16 protein-coding genes and 1 tRNA gene are annotated in these 17870 nt (G+C 60.3%); 14 read left to right on the top strand and 3 right to left on the bottom strand.

The window, feature by feature from the left end; genetic code table 11:
* The first annotated feature begins 9 nt into the window (after positions 1-9).
* Both JKL45_RS07695 and JKL45_RS07690 read left to right on the top strand, forming a co-directional pair.
* Positions 10-495 carry a UPF0262 family protein gene (locus tag JKL45_RS07695; protein WP_201860535.1) on the top strand — a complete coding sequence of 162 codons (486 nt, stop codon included), beginning with the start codon at positions 10-12 and terminating at the stop codon, positions 493-495.
* Between the two features lie 66 nt (positions 496-561).
* A complete protein-coding gene (locus JKL45_RS07690; RefSeq protein WP_246498386.1) occupies positions 562-993 on the top strand; it encodes an arsenate-mycothiol transferase ArsC in 432 nt (143 codons plus the stop codon).
* Here JKL45_RS07690 and JKL45_RS07685 read toward each other — a convergent pair.
* From JKL45_RS07685 to JKL45_RS07675, 3 genes are all read right to left on the bottom strand, one after another.
* Positions 958-1281 (bottom strand): branched-chain amino acid transport AzlD family protein, encoded by a 324-nt coding sequence (locus JKL45_RS07685; RefSeq protein WP_201860534.1) that lies wholly within the window; start codon positions 1279-1281, stop codon positions 958-960. The two genes, JKL45_RS07690 and JKL45_RS07685, sit on opposite strands and share 36 nt — an antisense overlap.
* Positions 1278-1979: an AzlC family ABC transporter permease gene (locus JKL45_RS07680; protein ID WP_201860533.1), complete on the bottom strand. Its 702-nt coding sequence runs from the start codon at positions 1977-1979 to the stop codon at positions 1278-1280. The genes JKL45_RS07685 and JKL45_RS07680 overlap by 4 nt, the downstream gene beginning before the upstream one ends.
* A 74-nt stretch (positions 1980-2053) precedes the next feature.
* On the bottom strand, positions 2054-2725 hold the full coding sequence (locus JKL45_RS07675) for a TerC family protein (RefSeq protein ID WP_201860532.1): 672 nt from the start codon (positions 2723-2725) through the stop codon (positions 2054-2056).
* 431 nt (positions 2726-3156) lie between these two features.
* Here JKL45_RS07675 and JKL45_RS07670 point away from each other — a divergent pair, with 431 nt between their 5' ends.
* The 12 genes from JKL45_RS07670 (at position 3157) to JKL45_RS07610 (ending at position 17832) form a co-directional block, all read left to right on the top strand.
* Positions 3157-3825, top strand: a complete 669-nt coding sequence (locus JKL45_RS07670) for a tripartite tricarboxylate transporter TctB family protein (RefSeq protein ID WP_201860531.1) — start codon at positions 3157-3159, stop codon at positions 3823-3825.
* Positions 3825-5327 (top strand): tripartite tricarboxylate transporter permease, encoded by a 1503-nt coding sequence (locus tag JKL45_RS07665; protein ID WP_201860530.1) that lies wholly within the window; start codon positions 3825-3827, stop codon positions 5325-5327. The genes JKL45_RS07670 and JKL45_RS07665 overlap by 1 nt, the downstream gene beginning before the upstream one ends.
* A 62-nt stretch (positions 5328-5389) precedes the next feature.
* Positions 5390-6364, top strand: coding sequence for a tripartite tricarboxylate transporter substrate-binding protein (locus JKL45_RS07660; RefSeq protein ID WP_201860529.1), 975 nt, complete (start codon positions 5390-5392; stop codon positions 6362-6364).
* 122 nt (positions 6365-6486) lie between these two features.
* Positions 6487-6563, top strand: a tRNA-His gene (locus JKL45_RS07655).
* Positions 6564-6904: 341 nt separating this feature from the next.
* On the top strand, positions 6905-8368 hold the full coding sequence (locus JKL45_RS07650; protein ID WP_201860528.1) for a DUF4145 domain-containing protein: 1464 nt from the start codon (positions 6905-6907) through the stop codon (positions 8366-8368).
* Positions 8311-8832, top strand: a complete 522-nt coding sequence (locus tag JKL45_RS07645; RefSeq protein ID WP_201860527.1) for a hypothetical protein — start codon at positions 8311-8313, stop codon at positions 8830-8832. Before JKL45_RS07650 ends, JKL45_RS07645 begins: the two co-directional genes overlap by 58 nt.
* Before the next feature lie 120 nt (positions 8833-8952).
* Positions 8953-10701, top strand: a complete 1749-nt coding sequence (locus JKL45_RS07640; RefSeq protein WP_201860526.1) for a DUF262 domain-containing protein — start codon at positions 8953-8955, stop codon at positions 10699-10701.
* A 219-nt stretch (positions 10702-10920) separates the two neighbouring features.
* Entirely contained in the window at positions 10921-11835 is a 915-nt protein-coding gene (locus JKL45_RS07635) for a metallophosphoesterase (protein ID WP_201860525.1), read from the top strand.
* 865 nt (positions 11836-12700) lie between these two features.
* Positions 12701-14722, top strand: coding sequence for an AAA domain-containing protein (locus JKL45_RS07630; protein WP_201860524.1), 2022 nt, complete (start codon positions 12701-12703; stop codon positions 14720-14722).
* Complete coding sequence (locus JKL45_RS30770) at positions 14668-15462, top strand: AAA domain-containing protein (RefSeq protein WP_376771014.1); 795 nt, start codon at positions 14668-14670, stop codon at positions 15460-15462. The genes JKL45_RS07630 and JKL45_RS30770 overlap by 55 nt, the downstream gene beginning before the upstream one ends.
* A 1-nt stretch (position 15463) precedes the next feature.
* Positions 15464-17170, top strand: coding sequence for a coiled-coil domain-containing protein (locus JKL45_RS07615; protein ID WP_201860522.1), 1707 nt, complete (start codon positions 15464-15466; stop codon positions 17168-17170).
* Positions 17171-17181: 11 nt separating this feature from the next.
* Entirely contained in the window at positions 17182-17832 is a 651-nt protein-coding gene (locus JKL45_RS07610; RefSeq protein ID WP_201860521.1) for a hypothetical protein, read from the top strand.
* The last annotated feature ends 38 nt before the right edge of the window (positions 17833-17870 follow it).

The raw sequence follows: 17870 nt of genomic DNA, 5'->3' as shown, positions 1-17870 counted from the left end.
GGAGGCGGGATGGCGAGCGAAGCGAAGGAGCGGACCCGGCTGGTCGCCGTCACCCTCGACGAGGCCTCCATCGGCCGTGGCAATCCCGATCAGGAGCATGAGCGGGCTATTGCCATCTACGACATCCTCGAGGAGAACACCTTCTCGCTGCCGAACTACGACGGCGGGCCCTATGCCCTTCGCATCTCTCTCATCGACAAGAAGCTCTGCTTCGAGGTGACTACGCAGGACGGCACGCATCTCATCTCACATCACCTGTCCCTGACGCCGTTCCGCAAGGCTATCCGCGAATACGAGATGATCTGCGACAGCTATTACCAGGCGATCCGTTCCGCCTCGCCGGCGCAGATCGAGGCGATCGACATGGGGCGGCGCGGTTTGCACAACGAGGCGGCCGAGCTGCTGATGAAGCGGTTAGAGGGCAAGCTCATCCTCGATTTCGGCACCGCGCGGCGCATCTTCACGCTGATCTTCGCGCTTCACTGGAAGGGCTGACGCTTGGAGGAGCGCCTGGACGAGCCCCGTGCGAAACGGATCCATTCGGTTCTGTTCGTCTGCGCGATGAATGCGGTGCGCTCGCCCATGGCGGAGGCCATCGCCCGCCATTACTTCGGCAAGTCGATCTATGTGCAGTCCGCCGGGGTGCGCAAAGGCGAGCAGGACGGCTTCGTGTCGTCGATCCTGTCCGAGATCGGCATCGATGCCTCGAAGCACAAGCCGCGCACCCTCGACGAACTGGAGGAGTGGGAGGGGCTGAACTTCGACCTCATCATCTCCCTCTCGCCGGAAGCGCATCACGCGGCGCTCGAACTCACGCGCACCATCGCGGCGGACGTGGAATACTGGCCGACGCCGGACCCGACGATCACGCAGGGCTCGCGCGAGCAGGTGCTCGATGCCTACCGCAACATCCGCGACGGCTTGATGTACCGCATCCGCCTGCGGCTCAAGCAGACCTTACCCAAAAGCCCGAATGACGGCGAGGGTGCCTAGGCCGGTCAGGAGCCCGACGATGTCGATCCGTGTCACCGCCATGGCGACGATGGCGGCAGCAAGGGCGATCATGGCAGGCCAGCCGTTATCGATCACCACGGGCAGAATCGTCGCCAGGATGATGGAGCCGGGAAGCGCACGCAGGCCCCGCTCGATGCGGGGTGTGATCCGCACGCGGCTCATGACCACGACGCCTGCAATGCGGCACAGGAACGTCACCAGCGTCATAGCCGCGATGGCAACAACCGAGCCCCATGGGCCCGCGATGAAGCTGCCGAACCCGTTCATTCGATCAGCATCCCGGCGATGACGCCTGCCAGCGCGCCGGCGATGATGAAGAGATAGCCCGGCACCAGTGCATGAACGATGAGCGAGACAAGTCCTGCCACGAGCCAGGGCAGGGCAGGCTTGGCGCCTTTCCACAGGGGCACGAGCATCACGCCGAAGAAGATTGGCATCACGAGGTCAAGGCCGAAGCGCCGGGGTTCCGGCACGAGAGCGCCCGCGAAGAAGCCAGCGAACGTTGCCACCAGCCAGACCAGCCAGAGGATGAGCGCGCAGCCCAGCAGCACGCCGACATCTCGTCCGCCCTCATTGTGATAGCGGGTGCCGATGAGCCAGCCAGCCTCCGTGAGGAGGAAGAGGTTGAGTGCCGTGCGTGGGAGAGGCTCGTGCTTGAGCCATGGCTGGAGCGTTGCTCCGAGCATGATCATGCGCGCGTTCACCACGGCGGTGACGGTCATGATTGTGAGGATCGTCGCGGGCGTCCAGACCTGCTGCCAGATCTCGAGCCCCACCATCTGTGAGGCGCCGGCATAGACGAAAGCGGACAGGCCCAGGGTCTCGCCGAGCGACAGCCCCTTCTGGGCGGCTGCCGTGCCGAAGGCCAGGGCGAACATGATGAAGCCCGGGAAGGCCGGAAGGGCGGCGCGGGCGCCGTGGCGCAGGCCTTGAATAGAAAAATGAGGGCGGAGAGCGGGGGGCATGAGCGTCATGCTCTGTGCCTTCCCGCATCCCCGCCGTCAATCGGAGATTGGAGATTTCGGATCGATGTTCCGGCTTAGCCGACGGCACCATTCACGAAGGGCGCCACCTCGACCCAGCCCTCGTAGATCATCTTGAGCGCTACGTAGAGGATGATCGCCAAGCCAACATAGGCGATCCAGCGATAGCGCTGGAGCAGGCGGGCGATGTACGAGGCTGCAAGGCCCATGAGAGCGATGGACAGCAGGAGGCCGAAGGCCAGGATGTAGGGATGCTCGCGCGCCGCGCCGGCCACGGCAAGCACGTTGTCGAGGGACATGGACACGTCGGCAATGACGATCTGCCAGGCTGCCTGGGAGAAGGTCTTGCGCGGGACGCCGCCGGCAACGGTGCCGTCCTGGTTGAGGTCGCGGCCCTCCAGGGCCTCTTCGGCGGCGTGCTGCTCCTGCTCGTGGCCCGTGCGAAGCTCGCGCCACATCTTCCAGCATACCCACAGCAGGAGAATTCCGCCTGCGAGCAGGAGGCCCACGATCTGAAGAAGCTGGGTCGTCAGGAGAGCGAAGATAATGCGCAGGACCGTGGCGGCCAGGACGCCGAGCAGGATCGCCTTGTTGCGCTGTTCTTTGGGAAGGCCGGCGGCGGCCAGGCCGATGACGATGGCATTGTCGCCGGCGAGCGCCAGGTCGATGCCGACCACCATCAGGAAGGCGACGACCTCGGGTCCAAAATACTGCGAGAGATCAAACATGCAGTGCCTCATATGTCGGTTTGCGAGCAGCGCATGCGAAACGCTCAAAGAGACGCATCTGGCATCGCCCTGCTACGGAATTCTTCGAGGCAGGAGCCGAAATGCAGGCAAAACCGTCTTTTTGAACGAACCCAGGCCGCCCTGGTTTTCATCCAGTCCGACATCGCCGCTCTATAAGGAGCGACCAGAGGGGCCCGGCCTGGCTAGAGGGTCCATCTAGACAACCAGGGTCCAGGGATCAAGTCACCTCTCATGGAAGGAGGGCGTCTATCCTAAGGATAATGGGCGCTTTCCCTTCTGTCCCCTAATTCCCCGACGTATTGTTGAGAAGACTTCCTTGGGGGAAACGGAAGCTTGATCCGGGTTGCTGCCTCAGGGCATATCGATTTGAAAGAACATTGGGCGCTCGGGCGTCCGGCGGGAGGTCGTTCATGTCCACTCTTCACGAAGGCGCAGGGCCCGACAGGCCCGATGGGCCGGTCCGGGCGCCCCAGAACGTTGCGGGCGGGCTGGTTCTGGTGGCGCTGGCCGCTCTGGCGCTGTGGCTCACGCGCGATCTCGACCAGGGCACCCTCAACGCCATGGGCCCGGCCATGCTGCCCCGCTGGCTCGCCATCGCGGTCGGCCTGTCAGGCTTGGCCCTCCTCGCTTCCGCCTTCATCAAGCATGGCGATGCGCTGGAGCGCTGGAACCTGCGTGGGCCTGTCTTCGTGATCGGCGGCATCGTGGCCTTCGCGCTCACCATCCGCCCCTTCTCGTTCGGAGCCCTGACGACCCCAGGCCTGGGAATGCTGTTCGCTGGCCCGCTCGCCATCATCATCGGCGGCTATGCCACCAATGAAGCGCGTCTGCGCGATCTCGTCATCCTCAGCTTGAGCCTCACGCCCTTCTGCATGATCCTGTTCGGAGACCTGCTCAACCTGCCGATCCCGGTCTTTCCGCAGGCGCTCACGGGCCTGTTCCCATCAAACTGGTCGCAGAAAGAGGTGCTGCGGGCGACTGCAGCCATCATGGCCGTCGTAGCCGTGATCGTCTTTCTCGCGACCCGAGGCCGGCGTCGGGGTTCAATTGACGTGGCCGACCACAGCGGGAGGATCTGATGGGTGACTTTTTCTCCAATCTGAGCCTCGGCTTCGGGGTCGCCTTGACCCTGCAGAACCTTGGCCTGGCTTTCCTGGGCTGTCTTGTGGGTACGCTCATCGGCGTGCTGCCGGGCGTTGGTCCCATTGCCACCATTGCCATGCTGCTGCCGATCACCTTCGGGCTCGATCCGACCGGTGCGCTCATCATGCTGGCCGGTATCTATTACGGCGCTCAATACGGCGGCTCGACCACCGCGATCTTGGTCAACATTCCGGGCGAGGCCACCTCCGTGGTGACGGCGCTCGACGGTCACCAGATGGCCCGCCAAGGCCGGGCCGGCGTGGCGCTCGGCATCGCGGCCATCGGTTCCTTCTTTGCTGGAACGGTGGCAACCCTGGTCATCGCGGCCCTGGGGGCTCCGCTCACCAAGTTGGCTCTGATCTTCGGGCCGACCGAGTACTTCTCCCTCATGGTCATGGGCCTGGTCTTCGCGGTCGTGCTGGCGCGCGGCTCGATCCTCAAGGCTATCGCCATGATCCTGGTGGGCGTTCTGCTGTCCACCGTCGGCACAGATTTGGAGACTGGCGAGGAGCGTATGACCTTCGGCCTGCCGTTCCTGGCCGACGGCATCGATTTTGCCGTGCTGGCCATGGGCATCTTCGGCATTGCCGAGATCATGCGCAATCTCGACCATACCGAAACCCGCGACGTGGTGCGCCAAGCCATCGGTCGCCTGCTGCCGAACAGGGATGACTTCAAGCAATCCTACAAGCCGGTCCTGCGCGGCACCTTCATCGGCGCGGCGCTCGGCATTCTACCAGGCAACGGCGCAGTGCTCGGGCCGTTCGCTTCCTATACGCTCGAGAAGAAACTCGCCAAGGACTCCAGTCGCTTCGGCCGCGGCGCCATCGAGGGCGTGGCAGGACCGGAGAGCGCCAACAATGCCGGCGCGCAGACTTCCTTCATCCCGTTGCTGACCTTGGGTATTCCGCCGAATGCCGTGATGGCCCTGATGGTCGGCGCCATGACCATCCACGGCATCATCCCCGGCCCGCAGGTGATGACCAAGAACCCAACCCTGTTCTGGGGCATGATCGCCTCCATGTGGGTGGGCAACCTGATGCTGCTCATCATCAACCTGCCGCTCGTGGGCATGTGGGTGCGGCTGCTGAAGGTGCCGTATCGCCTCCTGTTCCCGGCGATCCTGATGTTCTGCTGCATCGGCATCTACTCGATCAACTCGCTGCCCACCGACGTGATGTTCATCGGCTTCTTCGGGTTCATCGGCTACATGCTGATCAAGTTCGGCTTCGAGCCGGCCCCGATGCTGCTCGGCTTCGTGCTCGGCAGGCTGATGGAGGAGAATTTGAGGCGTGCGCTCATCATCTCGCGCGGCTCGCTGGAAACCTTCATCGAACGCCCGGTCAGCGCGGGCCTGCTCGCGGTAGCCGCTATCCTACTTGTGATCGCCCTCCTGCCTTCCATCCGGAAGGGCAGGGACGAGGTCTTCACCGAGTAACTTGCCTTCGAGGCTGTCTTGGCCTCAAGTAAGGCCATAACTTTTCCAAGGGAGGAAAATTGATGAAGAAGGTTGTACTGGCTCTGGCCGCAGTCGCCGGCTTGGCCGCAACGGGCGCCCAGGCCCAAGGCTATCCCACCCGCCCGATCACCATGATCGTCCCATTCGCAGCTGGCGGCCCGACGGACGTGATCGCCCGCATCGTGTCCGACAACATGAGCCGTACGCTCGGCCAGCAGATCGTGATCGAGAACGTGGCCGGTGCCGGCGGCACCACGGGCATCACCCGCGCCGCTCAGTCTCAAGCGGACGGCTACACCATCATGATGGGCCATATGGGCACGCACGGCGCCGCTCCCGCCCTTTATCCGAACCTGAAGTACGATCCGACCAAGGATTTCGCCCCCATCGGCCTGGCTGCCGGAACCCCGATCGTGATCGTGGCCAAGAAGGACTTCCCAGCCACTGACCTCAAGGGCTTCCTCGATTATCTGTCGAAGAACGCCGACAAGGTGAACATGGCCCATGCGGGCGTCGGCTCCGTGTCCCACTCCACCGGCATCTTCTTCAACTCCGTGGTCAAGGCGAAGCCCACCATGGTGGCCTATCGCGGCACCGGCCCAGCCCTGAACGACCTGATGGCTAACACGGTCGACTTCATGACCGACCAGATCGTCAACGTGGCGCCCCAGATCCAGGGCGGCAACATCAAGGCCTACGCCATCGCGACGCCGCAGCGCTCGCCCGTGCTGCCGAACGTGCCGACCACCAAGGAAGCCGGCCTTGAAGGCTACGAGGTCAGCGCCTGGAACGCGATCTTCGCACCCAAGGGCACCCCGCCGGACGTGGTCAAGAAGCTCAGCGACGCCCTCATGAAGTCGCTGGATGACGAAAACACCAAGAAGCGCCTGCTCGAACTCGGCGGCGTGATCCCGAGCAACACCGAGCGGACCCCCGAAGCCCTGCAGAAGCTCGTCGAGAGCGAGGTCGCCCGCTGGACCCCGGTCCTCAAGGCTGCCGGCGCAACGGCGGAATAACCCTTCGCAAGCTTAAGCATGTCATGCGGCGGGCCCTAGGCCCGCCGCAATCATTTCCAGGACCTCAGGCCTCAATCAGGTCTTGAAATTGCTCGTCCGGGCGATTACACCCTGCCTCACGTGCAGCCGTAGCTCAGTTGGTTAGAGCACCAGATTGTGGATCTGGGGGTCCCCTGTTCAAGCCAGGGCGGCTGTACCATCAAAATCAAGCACTTAGCCCTCGCAGGTTCGAGGGGTGCTTACCGGAGAATGGTTCTGGTAAGCGAGTGGTAAGCGGCCGTAGCTCCCCTGATCGAAGGCACCGTTCAATCTCAGACGTGCGAGCTACCGAGCGTGCACCTGGGATGGCTTCAACCTGAGGCATACTTTAGTTGCCTTTGGCCATAAACCCTGGTCGATCTCTCAAAATACAGCTTGGCAATCCGGTAGCTCTGGACCGATAAGGAGAAGGTTCAGGGCAGGGCTATAACCTGTCCTTGTCCTGAGCCTTTCCAGAGCTCCTTATATAGAAGGAGTAGAGAGCGCTGAGCTGGGGGCAGCATGCGATCGGCGAACTTTGATCATTTGCGTGCGATCAGCGAACAATTGTTTCGCCTCGGCTTTTTATCTGAACGGTTCTTCGCCGAGGATCCGAATACATCCCTTATCAAGAGTCGGCAGTTTGCTGAGACCCTGCTGAAGGAAGTGGCTGCTCGTACGGGCTCCTACAGACCTGAGATGCGGGAACAGTTCATCGACATGCTCCAGCGCCTGCAGGGCGAGCGGATCATCCCGCGAGAAGTTAGTGACGTGTTCCACGCCATCCGCAAGCGCGGAAACGTGGCCGTGCATGACCTCGCCGGGGGCTATAATGAGGCGCTGTCCTGTCTCAAGTTCGCCCGCGCGCTCGGTGTCTGGCTCTACCAGACCTTCGGACGTGATCCGGGCTTTAAACCGGGGCCGTTCATTCCACCGGCTGATCCGGCAGCTGAGAGCCGAGATTTAGCCCACCAATTGGAAGCCCTTCGCCAGCGCGTTCTGGAAGCCGAAGCTAAGGCCGCTGCCGCTCATGCGACCGCTGAAGAGCAGGCGAAGGCGCGCGCCGCTGCGGAGGAGATGGCAGAGCGGGAGCGCGAAGACCGGCGGGTGTGGGAGGAGCTGGCCCACGAGCAAGAGGCTGCGCAAGCCCGCTTGGGAGAGGAACTGGCAAAGCTGCAAGCTGCCGCAACGGCTGCGCCCGAGCAGGAAACCGTCTCGCTCATTCAGGCCGGTCGTGATGCCGCTACCAAGCTCGAACTTGACGAGGCTGATACCCGCCGCCTCATCGACGCGCAGCTGAACCGGATGGGCTGGGAAGCTGACAGCCAAAACCTTCGTCATGCGAAGGGGGCGAGGCCGGAGGACGGACGCAACCGAGCCATTGCCGAGTGGCCCACAGCAAGCGGCCCCGTGGATTATGCCCTCTTCATCGGCCTTGCCTGCGTCGGCGTGGTTGAGGCGAAGAGGCAATCCGTAGACGTTCCGTCCGTCCTTGGACAAGCCACGCGCTATGCCCGCGAGGTCCTGCTTGATCGCGAGAATATATTCCTGGATGCGCCCTGGCAGCATGGGCTTGACGCGGCCTACCGAGTGCCCTTTGCGTTTGCCACTAACGGGCGACCCTACGTCCGTCAGTGGCTGACGAAATCAGGCATCTGGCACTGGGACGCGCGGCGCGAGGTGAACCATCCCGTGGCCTTGCCCGAGTGGTTCTCAGCGCGCGCTGGAGCTGACGGACAGGCTCGACGAGAAGATCCTCGCCAAGGCCTTCCACGGCGAGCTGGTGCCGCAGGACCCGAACGACGAGCCGGCGAGCGTTTTCCTCGAACGTATCCGCGCAGAACGAGCAGCGGCGCCAAAGCGGCGTCGCGGCAGGGCTGCGGCTTGAGTGGATCCAGGAAGCCCGTACTTTGGAAGAGAGCAGCACAATGTCCAAGAAGGTTCGCGCCAAGCCTGTTCTTAAGCCCCTGGAAGAATACGACCTGAAGACCCTCGAGGGCTGGATTGACGCCTTCCGCCGCAACGGTCTCGAGTCCGATCCTGACTTTCCGCGCCTGCTGCAGGAGCGGGAGCGGCGCGGGACCCATGGGCTCGACTTCGAGAAGACACGGCTTGTGATCCATCAGGCGGCTGCCGAGCAGAGGTATCTCAGCTACAAGGACGTGGCCGATGCGAGCAATGTCCCATGGAACAAGGTTTTCCTCCAGATGGGAGATCATCTCACCCGTTTGTGCGAGTATGCACACCGCCAAGGCTGGCCATTGATCTCGTCCATTGTGGTGAACCGGGAGGGACAGGAGACAGGAGAGTTGCGCGATCGCGCCTTGGGAGGCTTCATCACTGTCGCTCGCAATCTGGGATATGCCGTCACCGACGAAGGAGCCTTCCTGAAGGAACAGCAGGAGCAAACCTTCGCCTGGGGTCAAGCTCGTTTGGCTCCCAGAGCATGAGCGATAGGAATTATAATTTTGGAAGCGCCACATCAGACGATCTTTCGAAACATTAGGTACTCCTCTGAACTCGTGAGCTTACGAGTTCGACGGCAGTCATAGACAATAGGGCATGGGGCAATGGCCAGGACGTTAGAAGCACACGACAAACTCATTCGTGAAATTTTCGAAGGCAATTACCATTTCGAGATCCCAGACTACCAGCGACCCTACGCCTGGACGACGGAGCAGGCCGAGGAGCTGTTCGACGATCTTGTGTCTGCAATGAGAGCGGCTCAAGCGACCAGCGCTTCAAGCCAGTACTTCCTAGGCAGCATTGTGCTGATCAAGAACGATCGAGATCCCAAGGCGTCGGTAGTCGACGGCCAGCAGCGACTTAGCACGCTCACGATCCTGTTTGCGGCCTTACGGGCAGCCATGCCTCACGCGGCAGCAGACATCACGGTGTTCCTGTATAAGCGCGGCTTGTCCAGCCTGAATGAGAAAAACCAATATCGCTTAACGGCGCGCGAGGAAGATGCGGGGTTCTTCCGAACCTTCATTCAGGAAGAGGGAGGAATCGAACAACTGATCGCGAGCACGGATAAGCTCGAGGACAGCCGCCTGCGCTACCGCGAAAATGCAAAGCTGCTGTTCGAGAAGGTCTCTGCACTGTCAACCGCAGAGCGGGATGCGCTTTGGCGCTTTTTGATCAGTGACTGCTCGCTCGTAGTCATATCGACTCCGGATCTGGAGGCTGCCTATCGCATCTTCTCGGTTCTCAACAATCGAGGACTTGATCTCGCCCCCATCGATATCCTCAAGGCTGCCATTTTGGGCGCGATACGCACTGCAGCCGGAGAGGAGCAGGCCAGGACCTATGCTAAGCAGTGGAGTCAAATCGAGACGTCTCTCGGGCGCGAAGCATTCGGCGATCTGTTTGGACATATTCGCACTATTTATGCAAAACAGAAGCAACGCGCGACCCTCATCAAAGAGTTTCAGGCATTCGTGCTCGAATACAAAGCTCCGATTGTGCTCATCAACCAGGTCATCCGACCGTATGCAGAGGTATGGAACTTCATTCGCGATGCCGAGTATGAGGCGACGGAGCACGCTGAAAAGGTCAACGACTACCTATCCTGGCTCAACCGAGTGGACTTCAAGGATTGGGTGCCGCCCGCGCTCGTCTACGCCAAACGCTTCCGTAACAAACCGACGCAGCTTGCGGAGTTCTTCAAAGCTCTTGAGCGGCTGACCTTTTTGCTGTTGGTCACGAAGGCGGGCTTCAACGAGCGCATCGAAGTTTATGCCGAGTTGACGAAGGAGATAGAGGCTGACGCGTTTGATGGTGATGCGGCCTCGCTCAAGACGCTTGCCCTATCCGAGGAGCAGAAGAGGGCCTTCCGCACCGCGCTCGACGGAGACATTTATCGGCAGTTGCCGAAGGCGCGCATGGCGCTCATGCTTCGCCTGGAGGCGCTTGTGAGCGATGGCAGCAAGAAGCAGGAGTTCGCCCACCTGTCCCTTGAGCATGTGCTTCCGCAAACGCCAAAGAGCGGTTCTGAATGGATTGCTTGGTTCCCTGATCCGGATGTGCGCGTCGCCTGGACGCACCGGTTGGCCAATCTGGTGCCTCTGCACGTGCGAAAGAATCCGTCCGCTAGCAATTACGAGTTTGCGACTAAGAAGAATGTTTATTTCAAGGGAAAGGGAACAAGCTCTCCCTTCATTCTGACCAATGAGGTCCGTGACGAAGATCAGTGGACACCGGCGCTCCTAGAGCTTCGCCAGAAGCGGCTGGTCGATATGTTCATCAAGCACTGGGGTCTTCAGGCGGCTTCAGACCAGGAGCAGACGGTTTCACCCGAAGCGCAGTTGGTCGCTTAAGGTTTATTGCAGGCGGAGGGGCGGGCGGTTCGTCCCTTGCCATTCCTGACGGAAGCACAGCGAAGCAAAAGGGAATCCACCGCGCTGAGTATGCCTCTGGACTCCATTCCGTGCCCTGAGGGACCGCCAGGGATAACAGGTGGAGTTTGCCAATTAAGGATTTGGAGCAGTTTATGCTCCCTCTAACTACAAGCCGCACGAAATGGAGAAAGTCTTTCCATGTATGACATCATTGGTGATGTCCACGGCCACGCGGAGGCTTTGCGGGCGCTACTCGGAAAGCTCGGATACCGTGAGCGTGGTGGGGCGTGGCGACATCCTGAGCGAACGGCGATTTTCGTAGGCGATCTAATTGATCGCGGTCCACAACAGATCGAAACGGTTCTGCTCGTGCGCGCCATGGTCGATGCCGGCTCCGCCCTCATCACACTTGGGAACCACGAATACAACGCGCTCATGTGGGCCACGCCCGACCCGGATCGCCCCGGCGCGTTCATGCGCCGACACGACGACACTCACCGCAACCAGCACAAAGCCTTTCTCGGTGCTGTCGGCGAGAATTCCGACCTCCATCGCGAGTGCCTACGCTTTTTCGAGAGCATTCCGCTCTGGCTTGATCTGCCCTATCTGCGCGTCGTTCACGCGTGTTGGCATCCAGCCATGCTGGAGCGGTTGCGGCCCTATTTGGTCAATGGGGCTTTGCCGCGGGAGCATCTGATTAAATTGGCGCGAAAGGGCACTGAAACCGAGGAAGCCCTGGAAGTCCTGGTGAAGGGGTTGGAGGAAAAGCTGCCTCATCCAGTTAGCTTTCTGGACAAAGATGGCAAGGAACGGCGCGAGGTGCGTCTGCGATGGTGGCTGGAGCCGGGCGCGACATTCCAGGCTGCAGCAGTGATCAGCGAGGAGCTTCGGGAGCTTATTCCCGAGACACCTGTTCGAAATTCTTTGCTTTTTGGCGGAGAGGGCGGCCTGCCTATCTTCTTCGGACACTATTGGATGAAGGGTGAGCCCATTCTCATGTCGCCCCGAGCTGCTTGTGTCGACTGGAGTATTGCGGCTGGAGGTGTATTGGCGGCCTACCGCTTTGATGGCGAGCCTGTACTGACAGCGGAACGATTTGTCACTGCCGTTTGATAAGACGTGCTCTGTGCGTAGACGCGCATCACGTTTTCAGGTGCGGCTGGGGCGAGAGCACGTCGGTCCATAGAACGTGGGGCAAACGATAAAAGTCAGACCATTAACTGTGTGACATTATGGCTTGCTAGCTATAGTTGACGGTTTCTATACCGTAGAGGAAAGTGGCTGAAATGTGAGAAAAATACGGCAGCGGGTTTAGAGGTTTTTAATATAATGTTACGGCGGTTGGGGACGCCGGTGTTTTGGCACTGGTTGCGGTGCAATGTTCTGTTGTGGGCTTTGACCGCCGGTTTAGGCTATGCAGAAACTCTTACCCCTTACTTCATACACCAAACTTGGGGCCCTGATCGCCTTGTCAAAGCGATTCACGAGGGTCCTAATTACAGCCGTTTTTACAACTTCGCGGATGCCTCTCATATGATCCTGGCATCAGCAGCGCCGGAAGGGGCATGCTGTGCTTGATCATACAATCCGAGAAGTGCTGTCTCTCTTCCCCAGAGGGGCAACAGACGCGCAGCTCATCTGGCGTTTGAGAGGCTCAGGTTTCCGGATCCAGGGTTCTGAGCTTCTTTCCAGCTTAGTTATCCTTTCGGAGCGGGGTGAAATCGTCCGCGACGCTCACGGACGCTGGTGTGCCGCCCGGCAGCCATCGCAGGTCGAGCGGAAAGCAGCAGGGCAGGGCTCTCAGCCCAGCGCATCCACAAGTACGCACACTCTTTACGCGATTCCAACAATCCACCGCCCGCGCGCTGAGAGGTCAGCGCCGGCATCAACGGATTCGAGAGCGGACGGAGCTCTTCCGGATTGGGCATCCCTCCTCGGTTATTACGCGGCGACGCAGCGCGCTAACCCTCGCGGTAAGGTGGAGGAGTATGCCGATCGTCACGGAAAGGTTTGGCAGCTCCTCCAGCCTTCCGGACGCTGGTGGGCCGATGCGGAACTCCGCATCGGTATGGAACGGCTGCCAGAGACACTGCGCGAGGCGCTGGCCCGGCGTGCCATGCAGACGGCGGCAATCGGCTGGCCGATGTCACTGTTTTCAACTGCAGAGGGCACCGCACTCATCCCTGGCCTCATTCTCCCTGCGAACTGGTGCATAGAGGGAGCAGACCTAGTTCTCCAGATCGGCGACACTCTGCCATCCCTCAATCCCGCTTGGCTTCGGGAGGTGCGACGCAACTCGACTTGGACCGAGAGTGCTCTCATCGACCAGCTTTTCCCTGAAGGGGAGGAGACCGATCTTGCCGCCGTGGGAGATCGGATGCGTCACGCGTTGGCAACGCTCGGTGGAGCGGTGCTGCGTCCGGCGGACATTGCTCTCGAGCTGCCGCTTCACGGCACCGGTTTACGTAATGCAGTAGGCTTCTTTCTGCCTGAGGATGGCACCTTTACGAAAGGAGCTGCTGAAGATCTTGAGAGCTTGCGGGTGTGGAATGCTGACATGCTCGCATCAACTGCGCTTGGAGCAGTCCTTAGTCTTGGAGCGACGCCGGCTACGTCAATGAACGTGCCGGTCCTTTCGCCGGATCATTTGACTGACAGCCAGACTGAGGCGGCTGAGGCTGCTCTCGAGGGTCCATTGACGGTGATTCAGGGGCCACCTGGCACCGGCAAGAGCCAGGTGATATTATCTCTGCTTCTCTCCGCCGTAACAGCAGGTCGGAGTGTGCTGTTTGCTGCCAAAAACCATCAAGCCGTCGACGAAGTGGAACGCCGCCTCAAGGAGCTGGTACCTGACGCTCCACTGCTCACCCGTGCCCGTGACGCGGAAGGCGAACGTGACACGAGCTTCCTCGATGCACTTACCGAATTAGCGCGTACCGAAACTCGGGCATCACGTGAGCTTGCGGACAGCGAAGCAGACCGGCAGGCGATCCTCCAGGCAGCGCGGCGTCAGCAGGATGGTTGGCGACGGTCACATGAGATCAGCAAGTACAATATTGCACTTTCCGAGCTGTCTGAGCGCCTAAACTTCCTTGGTCAGTATCAGCCGAAAGATCAGAGATCCAGGAGAAGCAAATCCTGGCTCCGCGGATTGCTCGAGCTGATGAAAAACAGACGTTTGCGAACGCCAGAGGTGAATCTCGAAGGGCCTTTACCAGAAATGGCCACAGTGTCCGAGATTGAACGTCGTGCAGAGCAAATTCGGCAGCGTCTCGTGCAACTTGTGTCGGAAGACGCGACAGAGCATCTCGCTACAGTCGTCAACAAGGTCGACCTTGGTGCTCAACTTAAATCTCTTATCCCTCGGATCGCGAAGGCACTGACCAGGCCCGGCGAAGCGGAGTGGCGGCACCTATCGAACCGTGCCAGAGAAGTCGAATTTGCGAGGTTCAAAAGTGCGCGACGAATGGATGCCGAAGATGCACGTGCGGTGCTGCGGCACCGTCCTATCTGGGCCGTGAGTACTCTCTCGGCTCCTTCGCGAATACCGCTGATCGCGGGCCTGTTCGACTACGTGATATTTGATGAGGCGAGCCAGTGCGACATTGCCTCGGCACTGCCCCTGATGGCGCGCGCGCGCAAAGCTGTTGTGGTCGGAGACCCCATGCAGCTCCGTTTCGTTCCGCCCCTCGGCAACGCCGCGGAACATGCGCTGATGGACAGTCTAGGGCTGCCGGCGACAGGGCGCGCATCAATCGCTCAGAGTACCAACTCCCTATTCGACTTCTGTGAGAGGCGGCCGCATGGCTCCAGGATGTTCTTGGGCGATCAGTTCCGTTCTGCGCCCGCGATCGTCGACTACCTGAATGCTGACTTCTACAATGGCAAACTGTTGGGCGGCGGCAGCTCGAAGCTTTCCGTGCGCCTTCGGGCTATAAGCCTGGACTGGCCTGGGAGAATGTCACTGGGTACGCGACCCGGCAGGATGGTGGAACCGTAAACCAAGCCGAGGCCGAGCAAATTGGTCGAACGCTCAAGCGCATCGCAGAAGATCCTGAGTTCTCAGGAAGCATTGGTGTCATTTCGCCGTTCAACGCTCAGGTGGCGCAGCTTCAGACGACAATCAACCGCACTCTATCACCCTCCGAGCGGGAGAAGCTTTCCCTGCGAGTCTCAACAGTTGACAAATTCCAGGGTGGAGAGGCTGACCTCATATTCTTTTCTTTAGTGCTAGCGGCCAGTGCTCCGCGCTCCGCGTGGACCTTTCTTCAAAGAGAGCGCCGGCGCCTCAACGTTGCAGTCAGTCGCGCCCGGGCGCTTTGCATTGTCGTTGGGGATCTCGCTTACGCGCGCTCTTGTGGGATTCGTCACATCGAATTCTTAGCACAGCGCGCGTCGACGCCGTGGTCTCCACCGCGACCGCACCAGCACGACAGTGATTGGGAGCGCCGCCTCGATACTGCCATGCGCGGTCGAGGTTGGGATCCCATACCACAGTATCCGGTGGGAACACGCTATCTCGATTTCGCTCTCAACCCCGATGGAGCCAAGCTCGACATCGAGGTCGATGGTCGGAGATGGCATACCGATTCTAGTGGGAACCGGAAGGTAAGTGATCGACTGCGTGACGCGGAGCTTCAGGCGCGCGGATGGAGAGTGCTGCGCTTCTGGGTTCATGAACTTGCGAATGATATGGGGGCATGCCTTGACAGGATTGAACGAGAGCTCGGGCGCCGCTGAGATGAGTAAAGATCTCAACAAAGGCTCTGGGCGTATTTGGATTGCTTTTATTGCAGTGCTTGCAGTGGCTGTGATCGGGTTGAATGCAGCGATTTTTATTCTGATACAAACAACCCAGCGCAGCATTGAGGGTCGTGAAACCGAATTGCAGCGGCGCCAAGTGGCGGTGGAGGCGAAGGAAGCCCAACGAGATGGGATTCTGACCGAGATCAATGGGCTGGAATCGCGAAAGACCCTGGCGCAGCGTCAAGCCGACGAAGCTCAGAAGGCTGCAGCCGATGCAGCCCGCGTGCAGGCGGATCGAGACCGGGTCTTCCGCGATTGGAAGGCCGCCGAGTCAGATCTCGCGAAAGGGCTGGCGGAGATGGAGGGGTTAAGGGCTCAGGTGAGAGCAGCAAAAGCCGAAGAGGCCGCTGCCCGGCAAGCACGAGATTTGCTCGCTGAGAATACAGACGTCCTTGAAAAGCAGCGCAACGACCTTCGGGCCGCCATTGAGAACCTTGGGCCGCAAATGGAAACGGCAAGACGTCATCTCGGTGATGCGCAGAAGGCAGCTGGCGACGCCACCCGGATTAAGACGGACAGAGACAATGTCTTTAAGGAGTGGCAGGACAAAGCATCCGAGCTCGCGCGCCTGAATATCCAGCTAGAGGGTGTAAAGGCTCAACTTGCTGCCGCAACAGCGAGCGACGCTGCGGCGAAACGGGCCGAAGCTGCTCGCGCTGAGGCCGAGAGCGCATTTGCAAAAGCCCAAGGAGAATTGAGCAGTCTGCAGCGCCAGCTTGCTGATACCCGTGCGGAACTGGCACAGCTCGAAAAGCAGCGATCTGCCGTCTTAGTTGACGAAGCTGCCACGCGGCGCACTGCGACTGCTCGGACCGAGGCCGAAGCAGCCGGTGCTAAAGCCAATGCGGAGTTAGCTGGTCTACAGAAGCAGCTGACGGATACCCAGGTCGAGTTGGCCCGGATCGAGCGACAGCGCGCAGCCACCCAGGCTGACGAGGCTGCCGCAAAAAGAGCGGAAACGGCTCGCCTCGAGGCTGAGAGGGCACTTGCGAAAGTGCAGGGAGACTTGGGTGGCTCACAGCGGCAGCTTGCGGATTCCCAGGCTGAGGTAGCGCGGCTCGAAAGGCAGCGGGCGGCTATTGTCGCCGATGAGGCGGCCGTAAAGCGCGTCGAAACCATGCGCACCGAAGCTCAGCAAGCGTTTGCAAGAGCTCAAGGTGAGCTGAGTGCGTTACAGCGGCAGCTTATGGACGCACAGGCCGAGGTGGTTCGGCTCGAACGACAGCGTACAGCTATCCAGACTGACGAGGCTGCTGCAAAGCGAGCGGAAGCTGCTCGCGTAGAGGCTGAGAAGGCACTCGCAAAGGTGCAAGGAGATTTGGGCGGCTCGCAGAGACAGCTTGCGGATGCTCAGACTGAGGTAGCCCGGCTTGAAAGACAACGAGCAGCCGCTGTTGCGGACGAAGCTACTGCTCGACGCGCCGAGACCGCACGGCTGCAGGCAGAACAAGATCTGGCAAGAGCGAAAGATGAGTTGAGTGAGGTACGGCGACAAATCGATCAGGAGCAGGCCCGCCGTAATTTGCTTCAGGTGGAGGTTGAGCGGCTCCAGCGCGCAGCTGCTCCGGCAGTAAACCCTGTCGTCGCGCCGGCTCCGGCCACGCCTGCACCCACTAATGCAGCACCCACTCCTCAGAACTGAAGGATACTGACGTGGACGCTTCCATTCTCGTTTTCCCAACGATGCTAACCGGAACTGCGCTTGCCTTATTGATGAGCGGCATCGCTATTGTATTTCAGATCCGCCGCGACCGGCTTCCTGATGCGACACGCCTCGAGAATGTTCGTGAACTGAGGGCACAAGAGGAGCGGCTTCTCGCTGAGCGGCGTTCTGAGCTGAGCATTGTCGAACAGAAGATCCAAGATCGAGACCGACTAATCGCCGAGGTCTCTGCGCTCGAGGAACGGCGGAGCGCTATCCAAGTCGAGCTTGCCTCGCTCGATACTGCCCGGCAGGAGATTGAGGAGGTTAAAGCGCAGGCAGCCGCTGTGGCAGCTGAATTTGCTACAGTATCACAAGAACTGAGCAAGAAGCGAACTGAACTGGAAAGTCTGGACGCTCAACTTGATCCTGCCCGGATCGCTGAAGCCAAACACGAGTTTGAGAAGCTGGCCCATGAGCGCGCCTCCCTTGAGACGATGCTTCCAGGGTTGCGAGCCGAGCGCGATTCTGCAATGCGCACTCTTGAGACGGCAAGAGCATTCCAAGCCCGTCAAGCCGCCCTTGAGCTCGAATACAGTCGCTTACAGGAGGAGGTTGCCGGCCTAGCTGTGAGATCTAAGGAGGTTGTTCATCCCGTCTGAGGGCCTGAAGGTGGTCGTTGCGACACGAACCCCTGATG

Source organism: Microvirga soli, assembly GCF_016734765.1.
Classification (GTDB): Bacteria; Pseudomonadota; Alphaproteobacteria; order Rhizobiales; family Beijerinckiaceae; genus Microvirga; species Microvirga soli.
Note: the sequence above shows the minus strand (reverse complement) of the source record. Positions and strands in the feature narration are given on the sequence as shown.